16 protein-coding genes and 1 pseudogene are annotated in these 19,536 nt (G+C 42.5%); 2 read left to right on the top strand and 15 right to left on the bottom strand.

The window, feature by feature from the left end:
• Positions 1 to 67: 67 nt before the first annotated feature.
• The 12 genes and pseudogenes from PAHA3_RS10545 to PAHA3_RS10495 all read right to left on the bottom strand — a co-directional run bounded on the left by PAHA3_RS10545 (position 68) and on the right by PAHA3_RS10495 (position 14,631).
• Entirely contained in the window at positions 68 to 1,729 is a 1,662-nt protein-coding gene (locus PAHA3_RS10545) for an extracellular solute-binding protein (protein WP_062834695.1), read from the bottom strand.
• A gap of 397 nt (positions 1,730 to 2,126) precedes the next feature.
• Positions 2,127 to 5,930 (bottom strand): GH32 C-terminal domain-containing protein, encoded by a 3,804-nt coding sequence (locus PAHA3_RS10540; RefSeq protein ID WP_062834694.1) that lies wholly within the window; start codon positions 5,928 to 5,930, stop codon positions 2,127 to 2,129.
• 462 nt (positions 5,931 to 6,392) lie between these two features.
• Positions 6,393 to 6,602: a hypothetical protein gene (locus tag PAHA3_RS30865; protein ID WP_062834693.1), complete on the bottom strand. Its 210-nt coding sequence runs from the start codon at positions 6,600 to 6,602 to the stop codon at positions 6,393 to 6,395.
• A 367-nt stretch (positions 6,603 to 6,969) separates the two neighbouring features.
• Positions 6,970 to 7,338 (bottom strand): hypothetical protein, encoded by a 369-nt coding sequence (locus PAHA3_RS10530; protein WP_062834692.1) that lies wholly within the window; start codon positions 7,336 to 7,338, stop codon positions 6,970 to 6,972.
• On the bottom strand, positions 7,335 to 7,685 hold the full coding sequence (locus tag PAHA3_RS10525) for a YolD-like family protein (RefSeq protein ID WP_062834691.1): 351 nt from the start codon (positions 7,683 to 7,685) through the stop codon (positions 7,335 to 7,337). The genes PAHA3_RS10530 and PAHA3_RS10525 overlap by 4 nt, the downstream gene beginning before the upstream one ends.
• The gene (locus PAHA3_RS10520) at positions 7,682 to 8,899 is read right to left on the bottom strand and encodes a DNA polymerase IV (RefSeq protein WP_062836056.1); all 1,218 of its coding nucleotides are present in this window, start codon (positions 8,897 to 8,899) and stop codon (positions 7,682 to 7,684) included. Before PAHA3_RS10520 ends, PAHA3_RS10525 begins: the two co-directional genes overlap by 4 nt.
• Before the next feature lie 244 nt (positions 8,900 to 9,143).
• Positions 9,144 to 9,314, bottom strand: a complete 171-nt coding sequence (locus tag PAHA3_RS30425; protein WP_167350829.1) for a hypothetical protein — start codon at positions 9,312 to 9,314, stop codon at positions 9,144 to 9,146.
• Positions 9,315 to 9,440: 126 nt separating this feature from the next.
• Positions 9,441 to 10,135, bottom strand: a pseudogene (locus PAHA3_RS10515) (SDR family NAD(P)-dependent oxidoreductase).
• A 197-nt stretch (positions 10,136 to 10,332) separates the two neighbouring features.
• Positions 10,333 to 11,379 carry a lytic polysaccharide monooxygenase gene (locus PAHA3_RS10510; RefSeq protein ID WP_371327907.1) on the bottom strand — a complete coding sequence of 349 codons (1,047 nt, stop codon included), beginning with the start codon at positions 11,377 to 11,379 and terminating at the stop codon, positions 10,333 to 10,335.
• Positions 11,380 to 11,606: 227 nt separating this feature from the next.
• Positions 11,607 to 12,302, bottom strand: a complete 696-nt coding sequence (locus PAHA3_RS10505) for a hypothetical protein (RefSeq protein ID WP_062834689.1) — start codon at positions 12,300 to 12,302, stop codon at positions 11,607 to 11,609.
• A gap of 128 nt (positions 12,303 to 12,430) precedes the next feature.
• Positions 12,431 to 13,813, bottom strand: coding sequence for a sensor histidine kinase (locus tag PAHA3_RS10500; protein WP_062834688.1), 1,383 nt, complete (start codon positions 13,811 to 13,813; stop codon positions 12,431 to 12,433).
• A gap of 41 nt (positions 13,814 to 13,854) precedes the next feature.
• Complete coding sequence (locus tag PAHA3_RS10495; RefSeq protein ID WP_235599413.1) at positions 13,855 to 14,631, bottom strand: response regulator transcription factor; 777 nt, start codon at positions 14,629 to 14,631, stop codon at positions 13,855 to 13,857.
• A gap of 88 nt (positions 14,632 to 14,719) precedes the next feature.
• Here PAHA3_RS10495 and PAHA3_RS10490 point away from each other — a divergent pair, with 88 nt between their 5' ends.
• Positions 14,720 to 14,977 carry a GlsB/YeaQ/YmgE family stress response membrane protein gene (locus PAHA3_RS10490; protein ID WP_024630063.1) on the top strand — a complete coding sequence of 86 codons (258 nt, stop codon included), beginning with the start codon at positions 14,720 to 14,722 and terminating at the stop codon, positions 14,975 to 14,977.
• A 399-nt stretch (positions 14,978 to 15,376) separates the two neighbouring features.
• Here the strand turns inward: PAHA3_RS10490 and PAHA3_RS10485 are convergent, their stop codons facing one another.
• A complete protein-coding gene (locus PAHA3_RS10485) occupies positions 15,377 to 16,006 on the bottom strand; it encodes a sugar O-acetyltransferase (protein WP_062834687.1) in 630 nt (209 codons plus the stop codon).
• A 64-nt stretch (positions 16,007 to 16,070) separates the two neighbouring features.
• Positions 16,071 to 17,453 carry an MATE family efflux transporter gene (locus PAHA3_RS10480; protein ID WP_235599412.1) on the bottom strand — a complete coding sequence of 461 codons (1,383 nt, stop codon included), beginning with the start codon at positions 17,451 to 17,453 and terminating at the stop codon, positions 16,071 to 16,073.
• A gap of 123 nt (positions 17,454 to 17,576) precedes the next feature.
• Here PAHA3_RS10480 and PAHA3_RS10475 point away from each other — a divergent pair, with 123 nt between their 5' ends.
• Entirely contained in the window at positions 17,577 to 18,467 is an 891-nt protein-coding gene (locus PAHA3_RS10475; protein WP_062834685.1) for an AraC family transcriptional regulator, read from the top strand.
• Between the two features lie 83 nt (positions 18,468 to 18,550).
• Here PAHA3_RS10475 and PAHA3_RS10470 read toward each other — a convergent pair whose 3' ends face one another.
• On the bottom strand, positions 18,551 to 19,351 hold the full coding sequence (locus PAHA3_RS10470; protein WP_062834684.1) for a Cof-type HAD-IIB family hydrolase: 801 nt from the start codon (positions 19,349 to 19,351) through the stop codon (positions 18,551 to 18,553).
• Positions 19,352 to 19,536: the final 185 nt, after the last annotated feature.

The raw sequence follows: 19,536 nt of genomic DNA, 5'->3' as shown, positions 1-19,536 counted from the left end.
TCATTCTGATGTATTCACCACCTTTGTTATACCGTATATTACTAGTTATCACGTAGGTAACAATGTATTAGGGAATGGCTATCTTGGCTTTTCGCAGTTCCAGTTCAGCCTGGCGATATTCCATCACCTGGTTAAAGCCGTAGTTCACACGACGTATCAGAAAATTTTCGAAAATTTTGTCAAAGGCAGCTTCATCCTTCGCTGTAATCAGTTCTGGCAGTACTTCTTCCCAATTCTGAGAAATACGTGACCAGGCTAACGCTATATCGGAATCTCCTACAGGATCTAGTCCTTTATAGATGCCGCTGTCCAGATCGGCCTGTTGGTTGGCGAAATCCTCCATTTGCTTAATGGATGGGGCATTCTCTGGTCTCCACTTGTTAACGAAAGAAGGGTTTCGCAGCATCCAGTAGGTATCCATAATGCCATATTCCTTTCCCAGCCGCTCCCGATCCGTTTCATGCAACTGGACCATTGCCGCCGTCAACTGCGGTTTACCGTTCTTCATCGCCCAGGTTTCACCTTCTTTGCCCAAAAATAAATCCCTTTGGCCTTCTTCGCTGGCCAGATAGGTCAAAAATCGGATGGCTCGTTCAGGGTTTTCCGTGGATCTGCTAATCATCGTCACCATCCATCCATCCATGCTGCCGGGGAACAGTTTGGCGGATTCTCCCCTGCTGCTCCGGGGTCCATCTACAGCAGTATAGTATGAATTCTGATTCGTAAGGACTTCCAATTTCGAATTGAGGTCCGATATGTCTGTCCATTCCCGAATCATCATAAAATATTGGGCATGGTTGGTTTTATCCTGCACCTGTGCACTGGAGTCGACCAGAAAATCAACATTAATCAGGCCCTGCTCGTAAGCGATACGAAATGTTTTCAGCCACTCGATATAATCGGGATCTGTCATTCGGTCATATACTTTACCGTTCTGTTCATGGGGGATTGCAAGGAGATTTTGCAAATAATCGGTCATCCCATAGGATGCATTCCCCTGTGCCCAAAATGGACTGATGAGCTGACCTTTATAAACAGAATATTGATTCTTTAGCAATTGCAATGCATTTAGAAAACCTTTCGGTGTGGTAAGGTCCGGTTTGCCCATCGACTCATACAGATCTTTACGTACGAGAAAGGTTTGGTTCGCTCCCGTCAAGCCGGTTGAACGCATCTGTTCGGGACTGTACGCATCATTGGGGATGACATAGGTATGGCCGTCTTCCTGTCGATACCATTGTAGAGCACCATCACCTGCTACCTTGTAAAGGTAAGGATCATACTGGTTAGCTAGCTCATCCAGGGCATAGATGAGATTACTCTCTCGAAGTTTGTTAACCGCACTCTCCCAGGAGCCGATGGTTATCAAATCCGGCAGACTACCAGTCGTCAACATCCGTGATAACATCACGCTTGGTTCCCCCGTTGATACTTCAAATTCGATATTGACTCCTGTTTTTTGGGTGACATATTTGGAAGTCAGGTTCTCACCCCAAGTGTGCCCGTACCATTCGGCTCCAACGAACCACGTTAGATTCACGGGGGTGGTATCCAGCTTCCATGCCGGTTCTTCCAGATTCAGATTAAGGCTCTGTATCTGCTCCGTGAACTCAGCCTTTGTCGAAGCACCCTTATCTTCCGATTGCTCTGACTCAGAACAAGCAGTCAAGCCTGACATCAGACACATCATCAACAAGGCTAATATTAAAGGACTTCGAATGATGAACACCTGAGCGCCTCCTTTCTATACTGCCATCTCCAATCCCTATCTGCACCGGCATTCATACTAGTGGTGGTACAACCGATTTTACTATCCTTGGATTAAAATGGAAATGGTTTAGTGGTCGAATATTTCAGATACCTTGTCAATCAAATCCGTGTGGTTCAAAGGTTCGCAAAAACTAGGCTAAAACTAGTAGATTATATCTTCCTAATTGTAAAATCACAAAGAAGAGGGAGTGCAAAATGCAGTCCCTCTTCGACTTTAATCTATTTATCTTAATGAAACAGATAACCTTTCTAATCGTCATTGGTACCATGTTCTTGTCCCCTGCATTAATAGCGGCATTTTATAAGATCACTTAAATGGAATATCTATGAGATACGCCATCATGGATAAATTTTGATTATTTTTTTAATATCCATTTTTGTCGATCAAGTGATGGATTTAGTTCACTTAGGAAGAGTTCGGTCCCATCTTCCGATACTTCTAATGCTTTTTGATGATGAGCTGAAGTAATATGAACTGATCCGTCTTTGTTCTCGTGAAGGACCCAACGCTGGTTGTTGTACCCCAAGTAATGATACAGCTGAAGTTTGTTTTGCCCTATATCCAGATCAAGCGTCTGACCGGCCGTAGTACGAATCGAATACGAACCTGCTTCGTCGCCTGTCGGAACAAATACCCACTTCTGGACGGAAGCTGCACTTGCATCTTGCAAGGTAACCGGCTCCCCGTTGACAAGGTTCACTGTATAAATGGATTTTTGTGTTGCGGCATTTACAAGACTGGACTTGGTGATATTTGCAGGTTCACCGTTGCTGACATTGACGTTCTGATAGGATGCGGAGCCGCCAAATACATTCAGTCCGAAGTGGCCTTCTGCAAAAGTGCCATCCATGATATCTATGACTTTTTGACTGTCCACGTGAACGACAATATGCGGACCCTTCGCTTCTATTTTCACCTTATACGTTTGACCTGGCTGAATGAAAGTGGGTACTTTTGAAAGAACCTGCCGTTCTTCAAATCCTCCATTGGTTTTATAGAACAGACGGATTGCCTTCATGTTAGGGTCCAGATTCAGATAATAACCACTGCGACCATCTTCGCTAGCCCTGAACAAAATAGAACCTGCCCCTCCTGTTTCACCAAGCATCATGTCTACTTCATACGTAAAATTCCCAGCCTTTTCTTTGGCAATATAATTCGCATCGCTAAAATATTTACCACGAATCCCATGTTCACTAACTAACCATGAAGCAGCGGACAGATCTTTAGTCCATCCACTCAGGTTTGTCCGGAACTCGCCACCTGAGACTTTAACGAGCACACTAGTGGAAGTTTTACCATTCGGAGTAGATACAGTGACTGTGGACTCTCCTTCTTTTTTCGCCTTAATAACTGCATGTGAATTGTCTGCCAACTCTATGGCTATTACTTCGTTATTACTGGAATTCCACTTCAGCGGTTGAACGCCTAGACCTGGCCCATACTCGACCATCGCCTGCAGTGTATCCGACTCTCCTACCCCCAGTTCCCGAACTCTCGTATCCATCTTTATTTGAGCTTTTGAAGGAATGTCCTCATTCCAGACAGATTGAAGTTGATGTACTTTCAAGGAAACAACGTTTACATTCCCACCTTTCACGTAAAAACTCATCGCTCTACTAGCAGGATCCGGAAATATAACATCTGAAAAGACGACTTTGCCGTCGTTACCAAAGGCTTCAACAGATGACTCATCCACAAGAATACGCATCTTGATCCGATTATTCTCCATTTGCGCAGGCGCTTCATGTTTCTTACTGAAAAGGTTAGAAAAATCCGTTTCACCAGATGCAGTTCGGTCCACAAACATACGACTATCACTTGCCTTATAACCCACGACCGTCTTCTGATTTGCACCCTCACGAATGTTAAAGCCAAACTCGGTCACTGTGCTGGCTTCAGGGATTTCAATTTCAGCTTCAATTTCGTAAGCACCTGAAATAATACCTTTTAACAGATTCCCGGAAGAAGGACTCACCGACTTGTTAGAAGCAGAGTACAAAGGTTTACGCAGTGATTCCAATTCTTTGATTGGGCTTTGCACCATCCGGATTCCATCTTTGGTCTTTACCAATGATACTTCCCTAGGAATGGTCAGTTCACCTTTCCAAATGGACGTTGGGAAAGCGAACGGATAGTCCCAATTCGTCATCCACGCCATCATCACTGTGCGATGATCAGGCATGTTAGCGAAAGACATCGAAGCGTAAAATTCTTTACCAAAATCTGTTCTTAGCACCTTACCTGCCGGATTATCGTTCACGAATTTACCATCGGCTGTTAAATCACCGATAAAATACTCGGCATCTGATCCGCCTGTTTTGGGATTCGCTCCTGTACTAATCATCATAACCCACTTCTTCTGTGACGTTCCGTCTACCGGAAGCTGGAACAAATCAGGGCATTCCCATACGCCTCCGCGGACGTAATCCCCATATCCCCAATTATCTGTAAATGTCCAGTCAAGTAAATTCGTTGACGTATAGAAACGAATATGATCTCCTCCGGACACAACCATAACCCATCGGTTATTCTCATCATCACGGATTACTTTCGGATCGCGGAAATCCCAATTCCCAGCTTCATTTCCGCTCTTACCTGGGTTCTCGATCACAATCGGGCGTTCCTTCGAGTACTCCCAAGTACGACCTTGGTCTTTGCTGTAAGCCAGACCTATACGCTGGTTTCCATTCGGGCTATCCGGATTAAAGGAAGTGTAGTATGCAATAAGGCCCTTGCCTCCTGAATCTCCGAATAAACCAGATGCATTTGTCATATCCGCAACAGCCGATCCAGACCAGACATGACCATGATCATTCCAGGGAAGTGCAATCGGAAGCCGTTTCCAGTTCAGCATATCTTTACTTACCGCATGCGCCCATGTTCCTCCATCCTGATGGAAGAGATGATATTCTCCTTCGAAGTAGACAAGTCCATTCGGATCACTCGCTGAACCACGTATTGGCGTGTAATGATATTGTGGACGATATATCTCATTGTAATATTGGCTCAGTTCCGTCACATAAGTATCCTGGAAGTAAGCCGTCCCCTTTTTGACGACGATTCCGGTACTTCCACTCCTGTAGGTTGAATCTTTCACGTCAATCGCGGCCGTAGTGTATCCGTCCAGGAAGACCTGAATTCGATCTCCCTTTGCCTTGATTTCCACATGATGTTTGGCTCCCATCTGACTCGGATAAGTACGTTGCGAACTTGCAATTACTGTTCCTGTTGTATTCGTCAAACTTACACGGACCTGATCTCCTTCCTTCGTAAGAGTAGCTTCATATCCTTCAGCTCCATCGGTTGAAGATCGAAATGCGAGAGCTGCAATTGAATCAGGACGAAGGGTGATATTCCCTTCATACACCATATCAGTCGCATTTTTATTATAGATTTGCTGTGCTTTGCTCTCCTGTTCTACCGTCCCTCTTTTGCCGTTAATATCAGGTTGCCATTTTCCCTTGCTAGAAAGCACCGTACCCAAATTACCTTTCAGATCACTTACTACGATGTTCGAAAACAAGGCGGATCCATCCCATACATGGAGTCCAAGCTTTCCGTTTTGATACGAAATGTCTTGAACATCAATTAATGGTTTATATTGATTACCCCAATATACTTTTAGCGAGGAACCCACTGCCTTCACTTTGAGATGATAGATTTGCCCCATTTCAACAGAAACTTTACGCTCCTCCTTTAATTTCCCATCTCCATTTGTTGCATCTCTTAACCGGATCAGACCTGCGTCCGGAACGATTTGCAGCATGTACGAGTTAAAGCCATCCTCATTAGAACGAAACAACAATGTGGCGTCTGCCTTCGTATCCCTGATCATGACATCAGCTTCATAGATAAAATCATCGGACACCGTCTCTGAGATGGCCATTACATTTTCTTTAGGCTGCGAAGTCAGCAAGATTCCTTCTGAAGTATCCTCTAATCCACCTTTTCCTTTCACTTGCCAGCCTATCAGATTAGTGTTTAGTTTGGATGCGCTTTCAAAAATATCAAGCTCCTCCTTTGCCTGTTTATTTGTTTCCTGATCAGCGAGCACAGCACCAGCCGCAATTGAGTTAGATGTAAAAATACCGTTTGAAGTCAGAGCTAATCCCGTTGCCATCAGAAGACATATTGTGAATCTAGATTTATCTTTCATTCCTTACCCTCTTTTCTAATGGAATTGTAAAAGATGTCTAACATGCATTCCTTCTTAACAAAATAATCCACTCGTTTTCATTTGTCAAATTTTTTTTTAGATAAATGAACATTATTTTATATGTTTATATCTATTTAAGTTTACATTTGCACATTGTATGGCTGGTTAATTGAAAATAACAACTTTTATTTAAGTCTATCTAATGATTTCTTGATTATTTTTAAACCGAATGATTACAAATGTAAATTAAAGACGGTTGTTGAAAAGCGCTAATTCGGGAGTCAGTGCATCTCCTTGATTTTGAATTCAAATGTTACCATTAGTTGGGTACGTACAATCAAAAGTGTCCTTGGCTCGGGACAAGACATTATGATAAGGTTCCCCGCGATAGCTGAAGAACCCACTTTAAAAGAATTGAGGGCGCTAACCTTCAGCGCCCTCAATTCTAAACGTTATATAGATTTACCACTGGGCATGTGCATCAATCAGGGCTCGCCGAATTGGTTCGGCTTCATCCGAGTCAGCCAAGGAGACGTGAATGCCCAGACATCCCTTGCGATCCTTGTAACGGGTATGCAGCTCGGCCGCCGCTATGGTACAGTTACGGAACTGTTTCGTCACATACACCTCTTCCTTCCGTGAATTGTAGTCCATATCTTCCACAGAAAACATTCTTAAGACGACACCAACACACTACTCTTATTCAACGTTGTATTATAATACGCCTGGCTGTCAAGATAACGGAACGATGCCGTGCTAATCCAGATATGTTCATACCACTCCTCTGAAGGATACATGCTTTTTTCAGTCGCGATAATATGGATAAATATGTATATATATGTATGTATGTATGTATATGCCTCGTGATTTCTCTTATTTTGTATGGTTTAATATGTCAATCTCAAAATTAGAGACAAAAAATACCGACCCTTCAATTTCAAAGGTCGGTTTACCCAAATCCGGAGAAGAAAACAATGGTTATAGCTGTATTATATCCACCCTATACCGTTATATACCGTATTCTGCTCTAACTCTATGTTTATCTTGGCATATCAGTAATATCAACGCTCATATGTTCAGTAAGCATTAAGGTTACATCCACTTTCACTTTGCTCCACAATAATGTCATTTTGTGAAGGTAACCTCTTACCGAATAGTCTACCGTTAAACTCAGCTCAGATCTCTTTTCATCTATGATTTTAATATGATGTTTCTTTAGCCTTTGTTTCGACTTGTACATCTCTAAAGCAATTTTCTTTTGAGTACCGTCCAGGTAATCAATATACACCGATTTCATCTTAAAGTTTGAAGCGTATATTTTATGCTTATCTACCTCCAGAGCACCTAAAAGATATGGAAGTTCTACCAGCCTCTTGACGAGTGCAAGTTCCTCAGAAGTTTGTCTCACTGTACACCTCCTTCTTCAAACTTTACAGTGACCAATTGATCAAAATCGACCCATTCAAATCCATTATCCATTTCAATTTTGATTTTCTTTCCAAAGGCACTGACTGAAGTGACGATCCCGTGTATATACCGATTGCCTGCCTCATGAAACACTTCAAAGGTGGCTTGTAAAGTATAGTTGAGGGACATATCTATATGTTGAGTGATAATCTCCCACTCATCTTCATGAATCAGAGGTTTCGCTTGGTAATGAATTTGAGTACGATGCTGTATAATTCGTTCTTTATGTTGTGGAAGCATCATGCGGCTCGATTCCCACAATCCATTGGCCTCCAGTTTTTTGCTCATTTGTAATGCCCCCCAATTTTAGATGCTCGATCGATCGCTTGGCCCGCAGCGGTAATGGAGCTCGCTCGAAGAATGGCAATGTCGCCATATCGATCCTTGATGTTATCCATCACCTGATCAATGGCTCGTTTTTGCTCTTGATCATCAAAGAAAGATAGTTGATATGTATCCGCGTCGGATAATTGAGACAGGGATACGCCTACACGGCGCACAGGTTGCCCATCCCAATGTTGATGGAATATGCGTTTGGCTATCTTGCACACATCAACGGTTATGTTTGTAGGATCAAACAGTTTAACCTGCCTGTGAAAACCAGTTGGGTGATCAAAATCTGCTCCCGATACACTCACAGATATGACACTACCCATCAGCCCCTTTTTACGGGCTCTTCTGCACACTTCTGTACAGATATCGAGAATAACCACTTCGATTTCCCATGCTTCTGTGAAATCTCTGGGAAGGGTCATTCCGTTTCCAATATCCTTTTGTGTACTGTGTGTGTTGACGGTTACCGGCGAATTGTCGAGTCCATTGGCAACTCTCCAGATGACTTCTCCATTAACACCCCACTTGCTTCTTAATTTGGAAAGAGGCGTATTCGCCAGGTCTTTAATGGTTCGGATGCCCATCTTCCATAGATGTTTTTCCATTCTTGAGCCAATCCCCCACATATCGCGGATGGGCTTATCACCAATGTGAAGATGTAACTCCTCTTTCTTTAAGTGAAAAATACCACCTTCTGCTTTTTTAGCAATCATATCGCAGCACAATTTACTGATAATTTTGTTTTCACCGATGCCCGCTCTGGCGTAAACGCCTGTTTCATTGTAGATTTTGTCTTGAATTTGTTTGGCCAAATCGATTGGATCATCACCAAATAAATGCATAGATCCTGTGAAGTCAGCGAATAATTCGTCTATACTGTATGGCTCAACCAGATCGGTGAATTCCTCAATAATGGACATGATTTGGGTGGAAACTTCAATGTATTCTTGCATGTGAGGTTTTACAATGATCAGTTCAGGGCACTTCTGAAGAGACTTCCAGAGTGGTTCCGCGGTAGATACCCCCTTTGCTTTGGCTAATGGACAAGCGGCAAGGATAATGCCAGAACGTCTTGCTGGATCGCCTGCAACGGCGAGTGGTCTATTTTTGTATTGGGGCATTTTTGCCTTTTCGACTGAAGCATAAAAGCTCTGCATATCAATGAGCATGATGGTTCGCTGCTTAGTCCACACTGAAATCACTCCTGTACATTCGAGAACGTAAGTTTGTATATATTATAAACCGAACACATGTTCTTTATGCAAGAGGTAAATATTTATATTAGGTATACGACTGAATGACGGATTCAAATCATACTATGTCACACTAGTTACAGTTCATTTCTCTTAAGCCCGGGTCTGTTTATAAGATTTCCAGATGCAATAGCGGGAACAACATTATCAGAGACACATTTTATGGAACGGTCCAACGGATCATTCGGGTTCCAAGCCCGGCAATCAGTAGAATGGTTTCGTCCTTTTCGTTGCCATAACTGTCATAGGCGAGATTAATACCGTTTACTTTCAAGATATTTACGCAAAAAAGAGCGAGCCATCTTTTGGATGACCTGCTCTTATTCTTCATTGTAGGTTTCCTCCATCATTACATTGCCAAAGAAGAGTCAACAAGTTATTAGTACTGGTTCAATTGGAATGACAGCACCATTAATAAATTCGGATTCGCCGGATAGCAGGAAGGCAACAAGACGACCTACTTCTTCAGGTTTACCAAACGTCTCTTAGGGTTTATGCTAACAAATTCTTTGCCGGCTTCTTCCCATCCTTCTTCGCCACCAATTTGTTTAAGGGAACCGACAACCATTGCAGTCATAATCGCCCCTGGAGCGATAGCATTGATGCTCAGGTTATATTGTGCGTACTCGATTGCTGCATTTTTCGTCATACCCGATACAACGTGTTTACTTGCGACATACGCTGCCTGATTCAGAACTCCGCGAATCCCGCCAACAGAGGCGACATTGACAACGGAACCGGATTGTTGCTCTTTCATACAGGAAGAACGTATTTCATGCCATAAAAGACACCTTTAAGGTTAATGTCAATGACTTTGTCAAACACTTTACTGTTATATTCGACTGTAGGAGCCTGAGTACCTTCGATACCTGCATTGTTGTAGAAGCCATCGATGCGACCAAACTTTTGAATCGTATCATCTACATATTTTTGAACAGCTTGCTCATCAGACACATCAGCAGTAAGAAGAAGAACTTCTGCCTCAGGTGCAACTTCAAGAATCAATTTCTTGATCTCTTCAAGTGCAGGTTGATTAAGGTCAACGAGAGAAAGCTTGGCACCCTCTTTTGCGATTTCAATTGCAGCTGATTGTCCAAGACCTGAGCCTGCTCCAGTGATTAAAACAACTTTTGATTCAAAACGTTTACTCATGATCCATACTCCTTTATTAAGTGGATTAACTAAAAATTTGTCTATTTTAGATGAGAATAGAATTCTCAAACGACATTTTATATTCATATGTTCACCCGACTAAGCAAAAATAAACATTTGTACTTAAACTGTCTCTAGATCCTGATGAGTGCTCATCAAAAAAAATCACTCAGGAACAAATCCTGAGTGACTATCGACTATTCCGGCAACCACAATGCAAGGACTTCGGAAGGAGTCCAAGTGTATATTGATGTGTGAGCTTGACGGCAAGTATAAATGACCCCTTTATAAATAACGCGATCCCCGATGTGGTATGACGTATTCTTAGCCCAAGTCTTAGGTACATCCGGTTCTACAACTGGAGGAGATGACTCAAGTGTAGTAACTGTAATCACGTTACTCGCTGCAGATACATTTCCAGCAGAATCCTTGGCTTTAATTGAAAATGTATATGTCGAGCTTGATTTCAAACCAGCAACCTCATAACTTGTCACGGTTCCATTTACAGTAGCGATCCGCTCTGAACCTTGGTAAATGTCGTAGCTACTAACGGCCACATTATCCATTGAACTGGACCACATCAGATTTACTGATGCTGCACTTACGTTATGTGCGTGAAGATTGCTTGGAGCCGTTGGAGTTGAAGTGTCAGGTATGGTTGCAGAAGTTGTCTGCACCGTAATCTCCAAACTGAGAAGTGATTCATTACCTGCAGCATCAATCGCTTTTAACGCATAGGTATAAGTTTTTCCTTGACTTAATCCACTTACATCATAGGATACAGATGTTCCTGGAATAGTCGCAATCTTATGTCCATTTTGAAAAAGTTCATAACTCATTACACTTACATTATCAGTCGAAGGATGCCAGCTAAGTGTAGTGATTTTGTCGTGATATTGCTTGCTTTTAAATTCGTTGGTGCTGTTGGCATCGGTGTTTGATCCATTTCCACTAACCGATTTCGTTAAATTTACGTCAAGTACTTGATAAAAGGCATTGCCAGTATCAGCGATTTCCCAAACGCCGAGGATAACATGATAACCGGCACGGTCTGCTGGTATTTCACATTGATGTGAGACCGATTTCTCTGGCAATTTTCCGCCATCACTATAGGTACAAAACAGTTCTAAATCCTTACGCTCAATCGGAGCATTAGGGTTCCAGTCTTTCTTGGTTTTGTAATATTTCCATTCTTTTTTTGCATGTGGCGCTGTCAACGCTCCCCTCTTGTTTTCGAAGTCCATGAGGGCCATCTGTCATCATAATAGACGGCACCCCAAGGCGTTCGATGGTTTTGGTGTTCCAAAAATCTTTACCTCTGCATTTGCCCAAGTAGTGCTTCATTAAAAGTCCTAAAACTACGTTAACCCTCAATGCTCCTTTTCAGGATATATGAGGGTTAACTTCTCATTTTTATTCAGGTGTTAAAGGTGAATCGTATGAATGCCTTACCAACATCGATTCCTAAATATTAGTCCAGAAGGCTGTAGATCTGAATGCTCTCCACCTTGGCATCCTTGATATGGAACGACATCACATCCACATAATTGGATGGCTCGTAACGGAAGTCATCCTCCTCATTTGGGGCTCCATCACCAACCAGTTTACCCTCAGGGTAGGCGTTTTTGAGTGTCTCCAGGCTATCTCCTGCTTTAATGTTTCGCACTGTCGTGTACTTAGGATCTGTGATTTCGATATGAAAAATGGAGTCTTGTTTTCCCTCTGGTATACTGATTGTTTTAATCTCCAGACCAGGATACGTATAAACCTTTTCTGTAAAACCGATTAACGTATCCATGTTTGTTCCATCATCAGCACTGTACGTATGGGATTTCAGGTTATCCGGTTTACCCAGCATCTGTTCCATCTGCTCTTCATTCGCTGTATCCGAAATCGCGATGGTGTGCTCATTATAGACAAAGGCAAGCTCCTTCAGCACCACATTGCCTTCCTTCTCCATCGAACCTTCTTTAATAGCTTCAGTACCCTTTTCTTCAGAACTTTCGGAAGCATTCGCATTTGTTGCTCCTTCGCCTTTGCTCTGTTCATTCGCTGTGTTCTGTCCGGTTGTTGGGGGCGTAGCATCATTGGACTGACAGCCCGTCAATGCCACCGTTAGTAAAGCACCTAGTACGATAAAACCTGCAGCTTTCTTTGTTAACTTCATCATGATCCCTCCATAAATGTGTGATTTGTTCTTATGAAGTGATTATAAATAAAACATTTGTTAGTCTCATAACAGAAATGTACCAATCTTGTAACGTTACCTATTCAGGCTTAAGTTTAGATGCAGGACTACGCACGGGGCAATACAATCGTAACAGTTGTTCCTTCCCCGATTTGACTTTCCATGTCGATATATCCATTAAACCGCTCTACAATCTCTTTGCAAATGGAAAGTCCAAGACCTGAACCGTTCGCTGTACTTACATTTTTCGCCCGGTAAAAACGTTCCTGCACTCTCTCCAGCTCATCGCCCGCTATACCGATCCCTTGATCACGTATACATATAACTACCTCGCTTGGCGTATGTTCCAACTTCAATTCAATTAGCGATGGACTGCCTGAATATTTGATGGCATTATCCACAAGATTGGCGATTGCATGGGACATCAGCATTGGATTTACGTTGGCGTAAACTCTTGTCGTACCCTCATCATCCGGTTCTTCCTTCACTTGACTGACGCTGATCTCGATCTCTTTATCCTCGGCCTTTGCTTCCATATTCATTGCAACTTGCTGAATCAGTTTATTCATTTCCGTCTTCCGGGCTTCGAGTTCGTTAGAACCAGCTTTGTCGAATCGGGATAACAACAACAGTTCATTAATCAAGCGCGTCAGCCGATCCGATTCCTGCAGCAGATGAGCATAGATTTTTTGCAACTCCTTGTTCTCCGTCTCCCCTTCAACCAAGTATTGAGAGAAACCACGAATGGCTGCCAAGGGTGTTTTTAACTCGTGAGATACGTTGGAGACAAATTGTTTCTGGTACTGGATGTAATCATGAAGCTGCCGCCCCATGGAATCCAGCCCATCTGCCAGCATGCCCAGCTCATCCTTCCGGTTTAGATGAACTCTCCGAAACTCCTGTCTAGCGAAACTTTGCGCAGCGCCAAGCAACAGTTTAATCGGCTTGGTTGTGTTGCGGGCAATCCACAGACTGGATAACGTAATCAGTATAATAAATCCGCCTGCGCCGACAAACAGGATATAACGGATCTGATCCATAATCGCATAAAAGTAGGAAATATCCTCCACGAACTCATACACATAAGCGTTTTCGTAGAATTGATCCTGAATGGGCGTCGCGAAATAAAGCAGATGATTTTCCGTCACGGTGTAAGCATAACTGCCGCTCAGGGCTTTCTCAATATTTTTGTCAAAAATAAGAGGTTTGCCATCATTAATGATGATGCCATCCACAGCCAGGCCCAGCAATTGCTTGGAGCTGTCATAGATACGTACCTCTTTGCCAGAAGCTTTCAGCTTCTCCAGAGCAAGTCTGACAATTTCCTCCGTCTGGGGCTCACCTGACGATGACCTATGCTGTGCCAACACTTCACGGAAGGACAACTCCGACAGATCTGCCTTCTCCATCATCTGTTTCTCAATGGTAATGAAGCTGTAGTAATCGATGGCTTTATTTACCGCAAAAATGATGATGCCAAAGGACAGCACGGAGAAAAATAAATAATTCAGCAGTAACCGGGTTGCATACTTCAGGCCTCGCCACCTCCAAGCTGATAGCCAAATCCATAGATCGTCCTGACATACTTCGGTTCGTCCGCGTTATCCTCGAGCTTCTTCCGTAATCGCATGATGGTCATATCCACACTGCGAGTGTCTCCCATAAAGTCATATCCCCATCCGATCTGCAGCAGCTCATCCCGGGTAAAGATTTTGTCGGGCCTTTTGAGTAACGTTTCCAGAATTTTAAACTCTTTGGCCGTTAAAGACACGGGTACACCGTTTTTCAGCACTCTGCGGCTTTCTAGGTCAAAAGTCAGCTCTTCATGAAGGATACGTGTCGATTGTACTTCTGTCCCTTCACTTGTGTCCTCCCTGCTCTCGTTTCTTCTCAGAATCACCTTGATCCGAGCGAGCAATTCACGATTGTCAAAGGGTTTGGTCATGTAATCTTCCGCCCCTAGCTCTAGTCCCAACACCTTGTCGATTACCTCATCTTTCGCAGAAAGCATGATCACTGGAATGGCACGTTTTCCGGTAATTTCCTTGCACAGGTCATATCCGGAGCAGTCTGGCAGCATCAGATCAAGTACCACTAAATCGGGTTGAAAAGAGTCGAGCAGCTGCATGCCCGTTTTGCCGTCCTCTGCGGTCTGCACATCGTAGTTTTCACGCCTCAGCACCAGCTCAATTAAATCTCGAATTGCGATTTCATCATCAATGACTAGGATTTTCTTCAACTGTACACCCCTATCTAGTCTTGTTTTCACCAGCTTCAATCCATTATTAACCCATCTTAGCACAGACACTTTAGATTCCTCCACCAACTGGAAGGTGAGGTATATTCCACTCAGCCCAACATAACTTGTAATAAACCCGAAGAAAGGAGAACAATCCATGGATCTGCTCTGGGTACTCATTGTTGGTGGACTTATTGGCTGGTTAAGCGGCAACTTGATTGGGCGGGACGTACCGGGCGGTGTACTTGGGAACATTATTGCGGGTTTTATCGGTTCCTGGTTAGGAACGGAATTGCTGGGACCAAGGGGGCCGGTGATTGGTGGATTTCATATTATTCCAGCCATCGTTGGCTCGATTATTGCCTTACTCATCTTCTTCGCTCTGGCACGCGGCGGAGCCTTCCGAAGACGTTAACCAAGTGTGGTGGAAACCAATACCATCGTAGATATTCTTATAAGGGTGCTGCCAGGGCATAAAGGTACAGGATAAACATAGAAGGACCGAAAGCATTCATCGATGGAAGATGAACTCTTACGGTCCTTTTTTTATTTTTGTACTTATTTCATCCGTTCTATATTTTAAGAGTTACAGTTTCCTATTATTTTGAATCACATCCTGGCAAAACGCTAATGTTTATGATAGTTATCTTCATTATAATAATGTTCAAAATTTTGTTTCATTTTACTTGCTTCCAAATGGGTTCGGCGGGATTGAACAATGGCTCTAATGATAAAAAACAAAAGTATCAATATAATAATAGAATAAATGATATCCATGAACAAACTCCTCTCTAGAGGGTAGATTTCACTTCCTTTACCATTCAACCTGATCAAAACGCATGTCTTTATAGTAGAACTCTCGATCCTGTTCAGTAATCTCACGAAGAACTCTGCATGGATTCCCTACAGCAATTACATTTGCAGGGACATCCTTCGTTACGACACTACCCGCACCAACGACACTACCTTTACCAATCGTGATGCCTGGTAGAATAATTGCTCCGCTCCCAATCCACGCCTCATCTTCAATAACGACGGGTAACGCAAACATTCCGCCTTCTTTGCGCTTCTCGGGGTGTATAGGGTGACTGGTCACAGCAATCGTTACATTTGGGCCAAACATCACATCATTCCCAATTGTAACTTTGTAGTCATCAACTACAGTTAGGTTGAAATTAATATATACGTTATTTCCCACGGTTGTATTGGAGCCGTATGACATGCGCAGTGGCGGTTCCATCCATACATTTTCGCCTATGCTACCAAATAATTGTTTCATTAATTTCTTCCGCGTTTCAACATCATCCGGATGCAGATTATTGATTTCATAGCATAGTGCCTTACCTCGCTGGCGTGCTTTGGCTAACTCTGTAGCCTCTTCCGGGTAATTGGCATCATCATCTGTAAATAGTTGTTTGCTTGCCATACGTTCTTGAATATTCATACTATCTTCTCCTTTATAGAAAGCTAATATTTATTAGAGTAATTTACATAATCCCTTGTGAAGTTCAGGTTTGTGTAAAGTTTCTAGTTAAGTTGTTCAGCCATTTAAATTGACGATAACGGGTGAAAGCAATAGGCAATTTAATCAATTCATCTAAGCTGATGACGATATATATATAAATGGGAGACACTTGCCATACAAATGCACATAGGTAACTAAGTGGTATAATAATAAGCCACATAACAACTGTGTCACACCATAATCCAAATTTGGAATCTCCACCAGCAGGGAATATGCCCGCTATGGTTGTGGAGTTAAACGATTTTGCAATGCAATAATACGCACTAATGTATAACATGCCATCTAGATAACCTTGAGCAACGGGGTTCAAATTAACGATAGAGTACACTAAAGGTTTAATCAGTAGAATCGTGCAGCCTGCAATAAATCCAAAAATTAAAGCGTAATAACACATGTAGTTACCCGCATACTTTGCTTTGTCCATTTCACCCTGTCCCAGATACTTTCCAATAAGTACAGATCCTCCAGTAGCTATGCCCCCACAGAAAACGACCGCTAGATTTTTGACTACGGATGCAATGGAGTTCGCTGCTACCATATCGGAGTTCACATGCCCTATAATGGCAGCTGTAGCGGTTAACGCTCCTCCCCATACGATATAATTCCCCTGTACTGGCAGCGTATATTTCAAGAAATCCTTTAATAGATTACGCTGAATACGGTCACGTACCGGTAAACGAAAACGAATGCTTCCTTTAGTTAAAGAATGAATCACGCAACATGCCAGTTCAATCATACGCGAGAGCACCGTGGCCAAAGCTACAGCCCCAATCGCAAGCTCCGGATTCGATGGGAATAGTACAAAAATACAAATGGCATTAAATATAATGTTTAAGACCAAACACAACGAACTAATCCACGCACTGAGTTTGGCATTTTCCATACTTCGAATCACACTCAGATACATCTGAGATAAACCCATCACAAGGTAGGAAAAGGAATTAAACTGTAAAAACCTTGACCCATATTCAATCAATTCAGGATCATTGGTGAATAAGCGCATCAGTGCGTCGGGAACCAACAAGGAAGACAAGAAAAACAGAATGGATATACCTAAGGAGAACACGCAGGCAATACTAAGAATGCGCTGTATGCTTACTGTATCCTTCTTCCCCCAGTACTGAGCCGTGAGGATACTCGCCCCTGCTGCCAATCCCATGTAAAACAATGTTAAAGTAAACGTGATTTGTCCTGCGAGTGATACGGCCGCCATGGCAGATTGACTAATTATACCCAGCATAATTACATCTACAGATATCACTGTAGCTGATATTAGGTTTTGTAATGCAATGGGGATCACGAGCGATATTAATTCTCGATTAAAGTCTCGTTTGCCGAAACCTTGAAGTGGCATGCGTTTTCTCACCTATATCTGTCCTCTCTGTTATTTTCCACAATATAAGAATAGGACATAATTATTGTTGTTTCCATCAATATTGGCTATACTTTTATTAATATCGTATACATTTGTGTAAAGAAGGGATTCTCGATGACAGATTTAGAGGTGTTCTCTGATCTATCAGAACGGTTGGATTATAATCTTCCTGACTTACCCCTTTATGTCCGCAGGGGCAGCCTTCATCAATTTAACAATTATGCAGCAGTTGCACATTGGCATGTAGATCTGGAGTTTATCTACGTATTAAAAGGATTGATGGATTTCTCTGTTAATGGAAGTATCACTCGATTGCATCAGGGAAGTGGGCTCTTTGTTAATAGCCAACGTTTGCATCATGGATACGCTGTTGCGGATCACGACGATTGTTCGTTCCTTGTAGTTGTTATTCACCCCTCCATTCTTGGTGAGAAAACTTCTTATATTCAGACGTACTGGGAGGAGAAATTCAGTTCCAAAATGGCTGATTTTGTTGTCCTCACGGATCAGGTAGACTGGCAGGAAGACGTATTACTGTCCATTCAAGAACTATATCGGGAGATGCACACGGAGCATAAACATCCCAATCCACTACGGTTGGTATCCCATGCGTTATCGTTATGTGCTACAATAGGCGATCAGTTAAAACCTGTTTCCGGCCAACCCGGCGTGTTAACGCATGTTCAGGAAATGACTCATTTCATTCATCAGAACTATGATCAGAAGATAACACTTGAGGAGATCGCATCTGCCGGAGCTGTCTGCAGAAGCCGTTGTTGCCAATTATTTAACCGATATGTGGGGCAGTCGCCAAACAACTATGTCACCCAATATCGACTTCAGAAAAGCTGTGAAATGTTAAAAGAAACACGGAGATCCATAAGTGAAATTGCTCTTGCCTGTGGTTTTCAAAGTTCTAGTTATTTTTCGTCCATTTTCCGTAAACAGATGGGTGTAGTTCCACAGCATTATCGCAAACAAGTTACGAACATTGACTCTTTGTAACGTTTCTTATCCCATGAAAAATAGGGCAATCATATGATTGCCCCTCTCATTTCGAACATGCGTCGCCTGTTGACAGACAAGTATTACTGCAAATCCAGTATTTTTTGAATGGTTAGAAGAACGCCATTCTCTTCGTTAGATTTCGTAATAAAGTTTGCTGCTTTTTTCGTATTATCACAAGCATTACTAACTGCAAAACTATATTTGGCGATGGCCATGAGCTCTACATCATTCTCGCCGTCACCAAATGACATCGTTTCGTCGTATGTTACACCCAACATTTCTTGCAGTTTTTTAACGGTCTCTCCTTTGTGGGTGTGTAATGCCGTGATATCCAGCCATTTTGCCTCCGAGTCAACAATGTAAATTTGTCCACTTAACGTTTCCTCAACATGCGCTTTTAATGCTGTACTACGTCCTTCTGTATCGAAGACCGTAATTTTGATAAAGCGACTCTCGATCGTTTCAAAAGAATCTGTTTTAATGACACGCTCATAGGAGCTTTTAACTACGTTGTACATATCTTCTGAAATGGAAGAACGAACGTAAGCAGCATCGCTTGAACATACGATAAGAGTCATTGTGTTGTCAAAGTCCTGGATTCGAGCAATCGCCTTCAAGGCGAGATCCTTATCCATGCTGAACTCTTTAACGACTTCACCATCTTTTTTAATTCGTGCAGCACTATCACCCAGGATCCAGACTCCTTTGCCATGCTCATCAAACAATTTCTCTACACGTTCACATTGTTTCCCGGTACATGCGACAAAAGTGACTCCTTTTTGCTGCATCTCTGCATACACTTTTTTGAAGAGCTCGACATCGTACGAACCTTTATTGTTCAGAAACGTTCCATCTAAATCAGTAACTACAAGTTTAATCATTGTTATGACCTCCCATTTTTTAGTATGTCCTGTTTGTCTTTTTGATTGAGATGATCTCCCTTTATTCAAACACTTTATAATGAATATTTAATAAGTATCCGAAAAAGGTTCATCATAACAGGTCTACCTGAATGATTGCGTGATCTCTCGCTACAAAACAAGATTAAAATATGTAACTGGTTTCA

It is taken from the genome of Paenibacillus amylolyticus (assembly GCF_001570725.1).
GTDB classification, from domain to species: Bacteria; Bacillota; Bacilli; order Paenibacillales; family Paenibacillaceae; genus Paenibacillus; species Paenibacillus amylolyticus_A.
This window is presented reverse-complemented; position numbering and strand designations above follow the sequence as displayed.

Excerpts from the sequence above, each read along its gene's own strand:
- PAHA3_RS10485 (WP_062834687.1), bottom strand. The coding sequence starts at position 16,006 with ATGAATATTCAAGAACGTATGGCAAGCAAACAACTATTTACAGATGAT.
- PAHA3_RS10505 (WP_062834689.1), bottom strand. The coding sequence starts at position 12,302 with ATGAAGTTAACAAAGAAAGCTGCAGGTTTTATCGTACTAGGTGCTTTA.
- PAHA3_RS10520 (WP_062836056.1), bottom strand. The coding sequence starts at position 8,899 with ATGCTCATTGATATGCAGAGCTTTTATGCTTCAGTCGAAAAGGCAAAA.
- PAHA3_RS10510 (WP_371327907.1), bottom strand. The coding sequence starts at position 11,379 with ATGGACTTCGAAAACAAGAGGGGAGCGTTGACAGCGCCACATGCAAAA.
- PAHA3_RS10525 (WP_062834691.1), bottom strand. The coding sequence starts at position 7,685 with ATGAGCAAAAAACTGGAGGCCAATGGATTGTGGGAATCGAGCCGCATG.
- PAHA3_RS30865 (WP_062834693.1), bottom strand. The coding sequence starts at position 6,602 with ATGTTTTCTGTGGAAGATATGGACTACAATTCACGGAAGGAAGAGGTG.
- PAHA3_RS30425 (WP_167350829.1), bottom strand. The coding sequence starts at position 9,314 with ATGAAGAATAAGAGCAGGTCATCCAAAAGATGGCTCGCTCTTTTTTGC.
- PAHA3_RS10490 (WP_024630063.1), top strand. The coding sequence starts at position 14,720 with ATGGATCTGCTCTGGGTACTCATTGTTGGTGGACTTATTGGCTGGTTA.
- PAHA3_RS10540 (WP_062834694.1), bottom strand. The coding sequence starts at position 5,930 with ATGAAAGATAAATCTAGATTCACAATATGTCTTCTGATGGCAACGGGA.
- PAHA3_RS10470 (WP_062834684.1), bottom strand. The coding sequence starts at position 19,351 with ATGATTAAACTTGTAGTTACTGATTTAGATGGAACGTTTCTGAACAAT.
- PAHA3_RS10475 (WP_062834685.1), top strand. The coding sequence starts at position 17,577 with ATGACAGATTTAGAGGTGTTCTCTGATCTATCAGAACGGTTGGATTAT.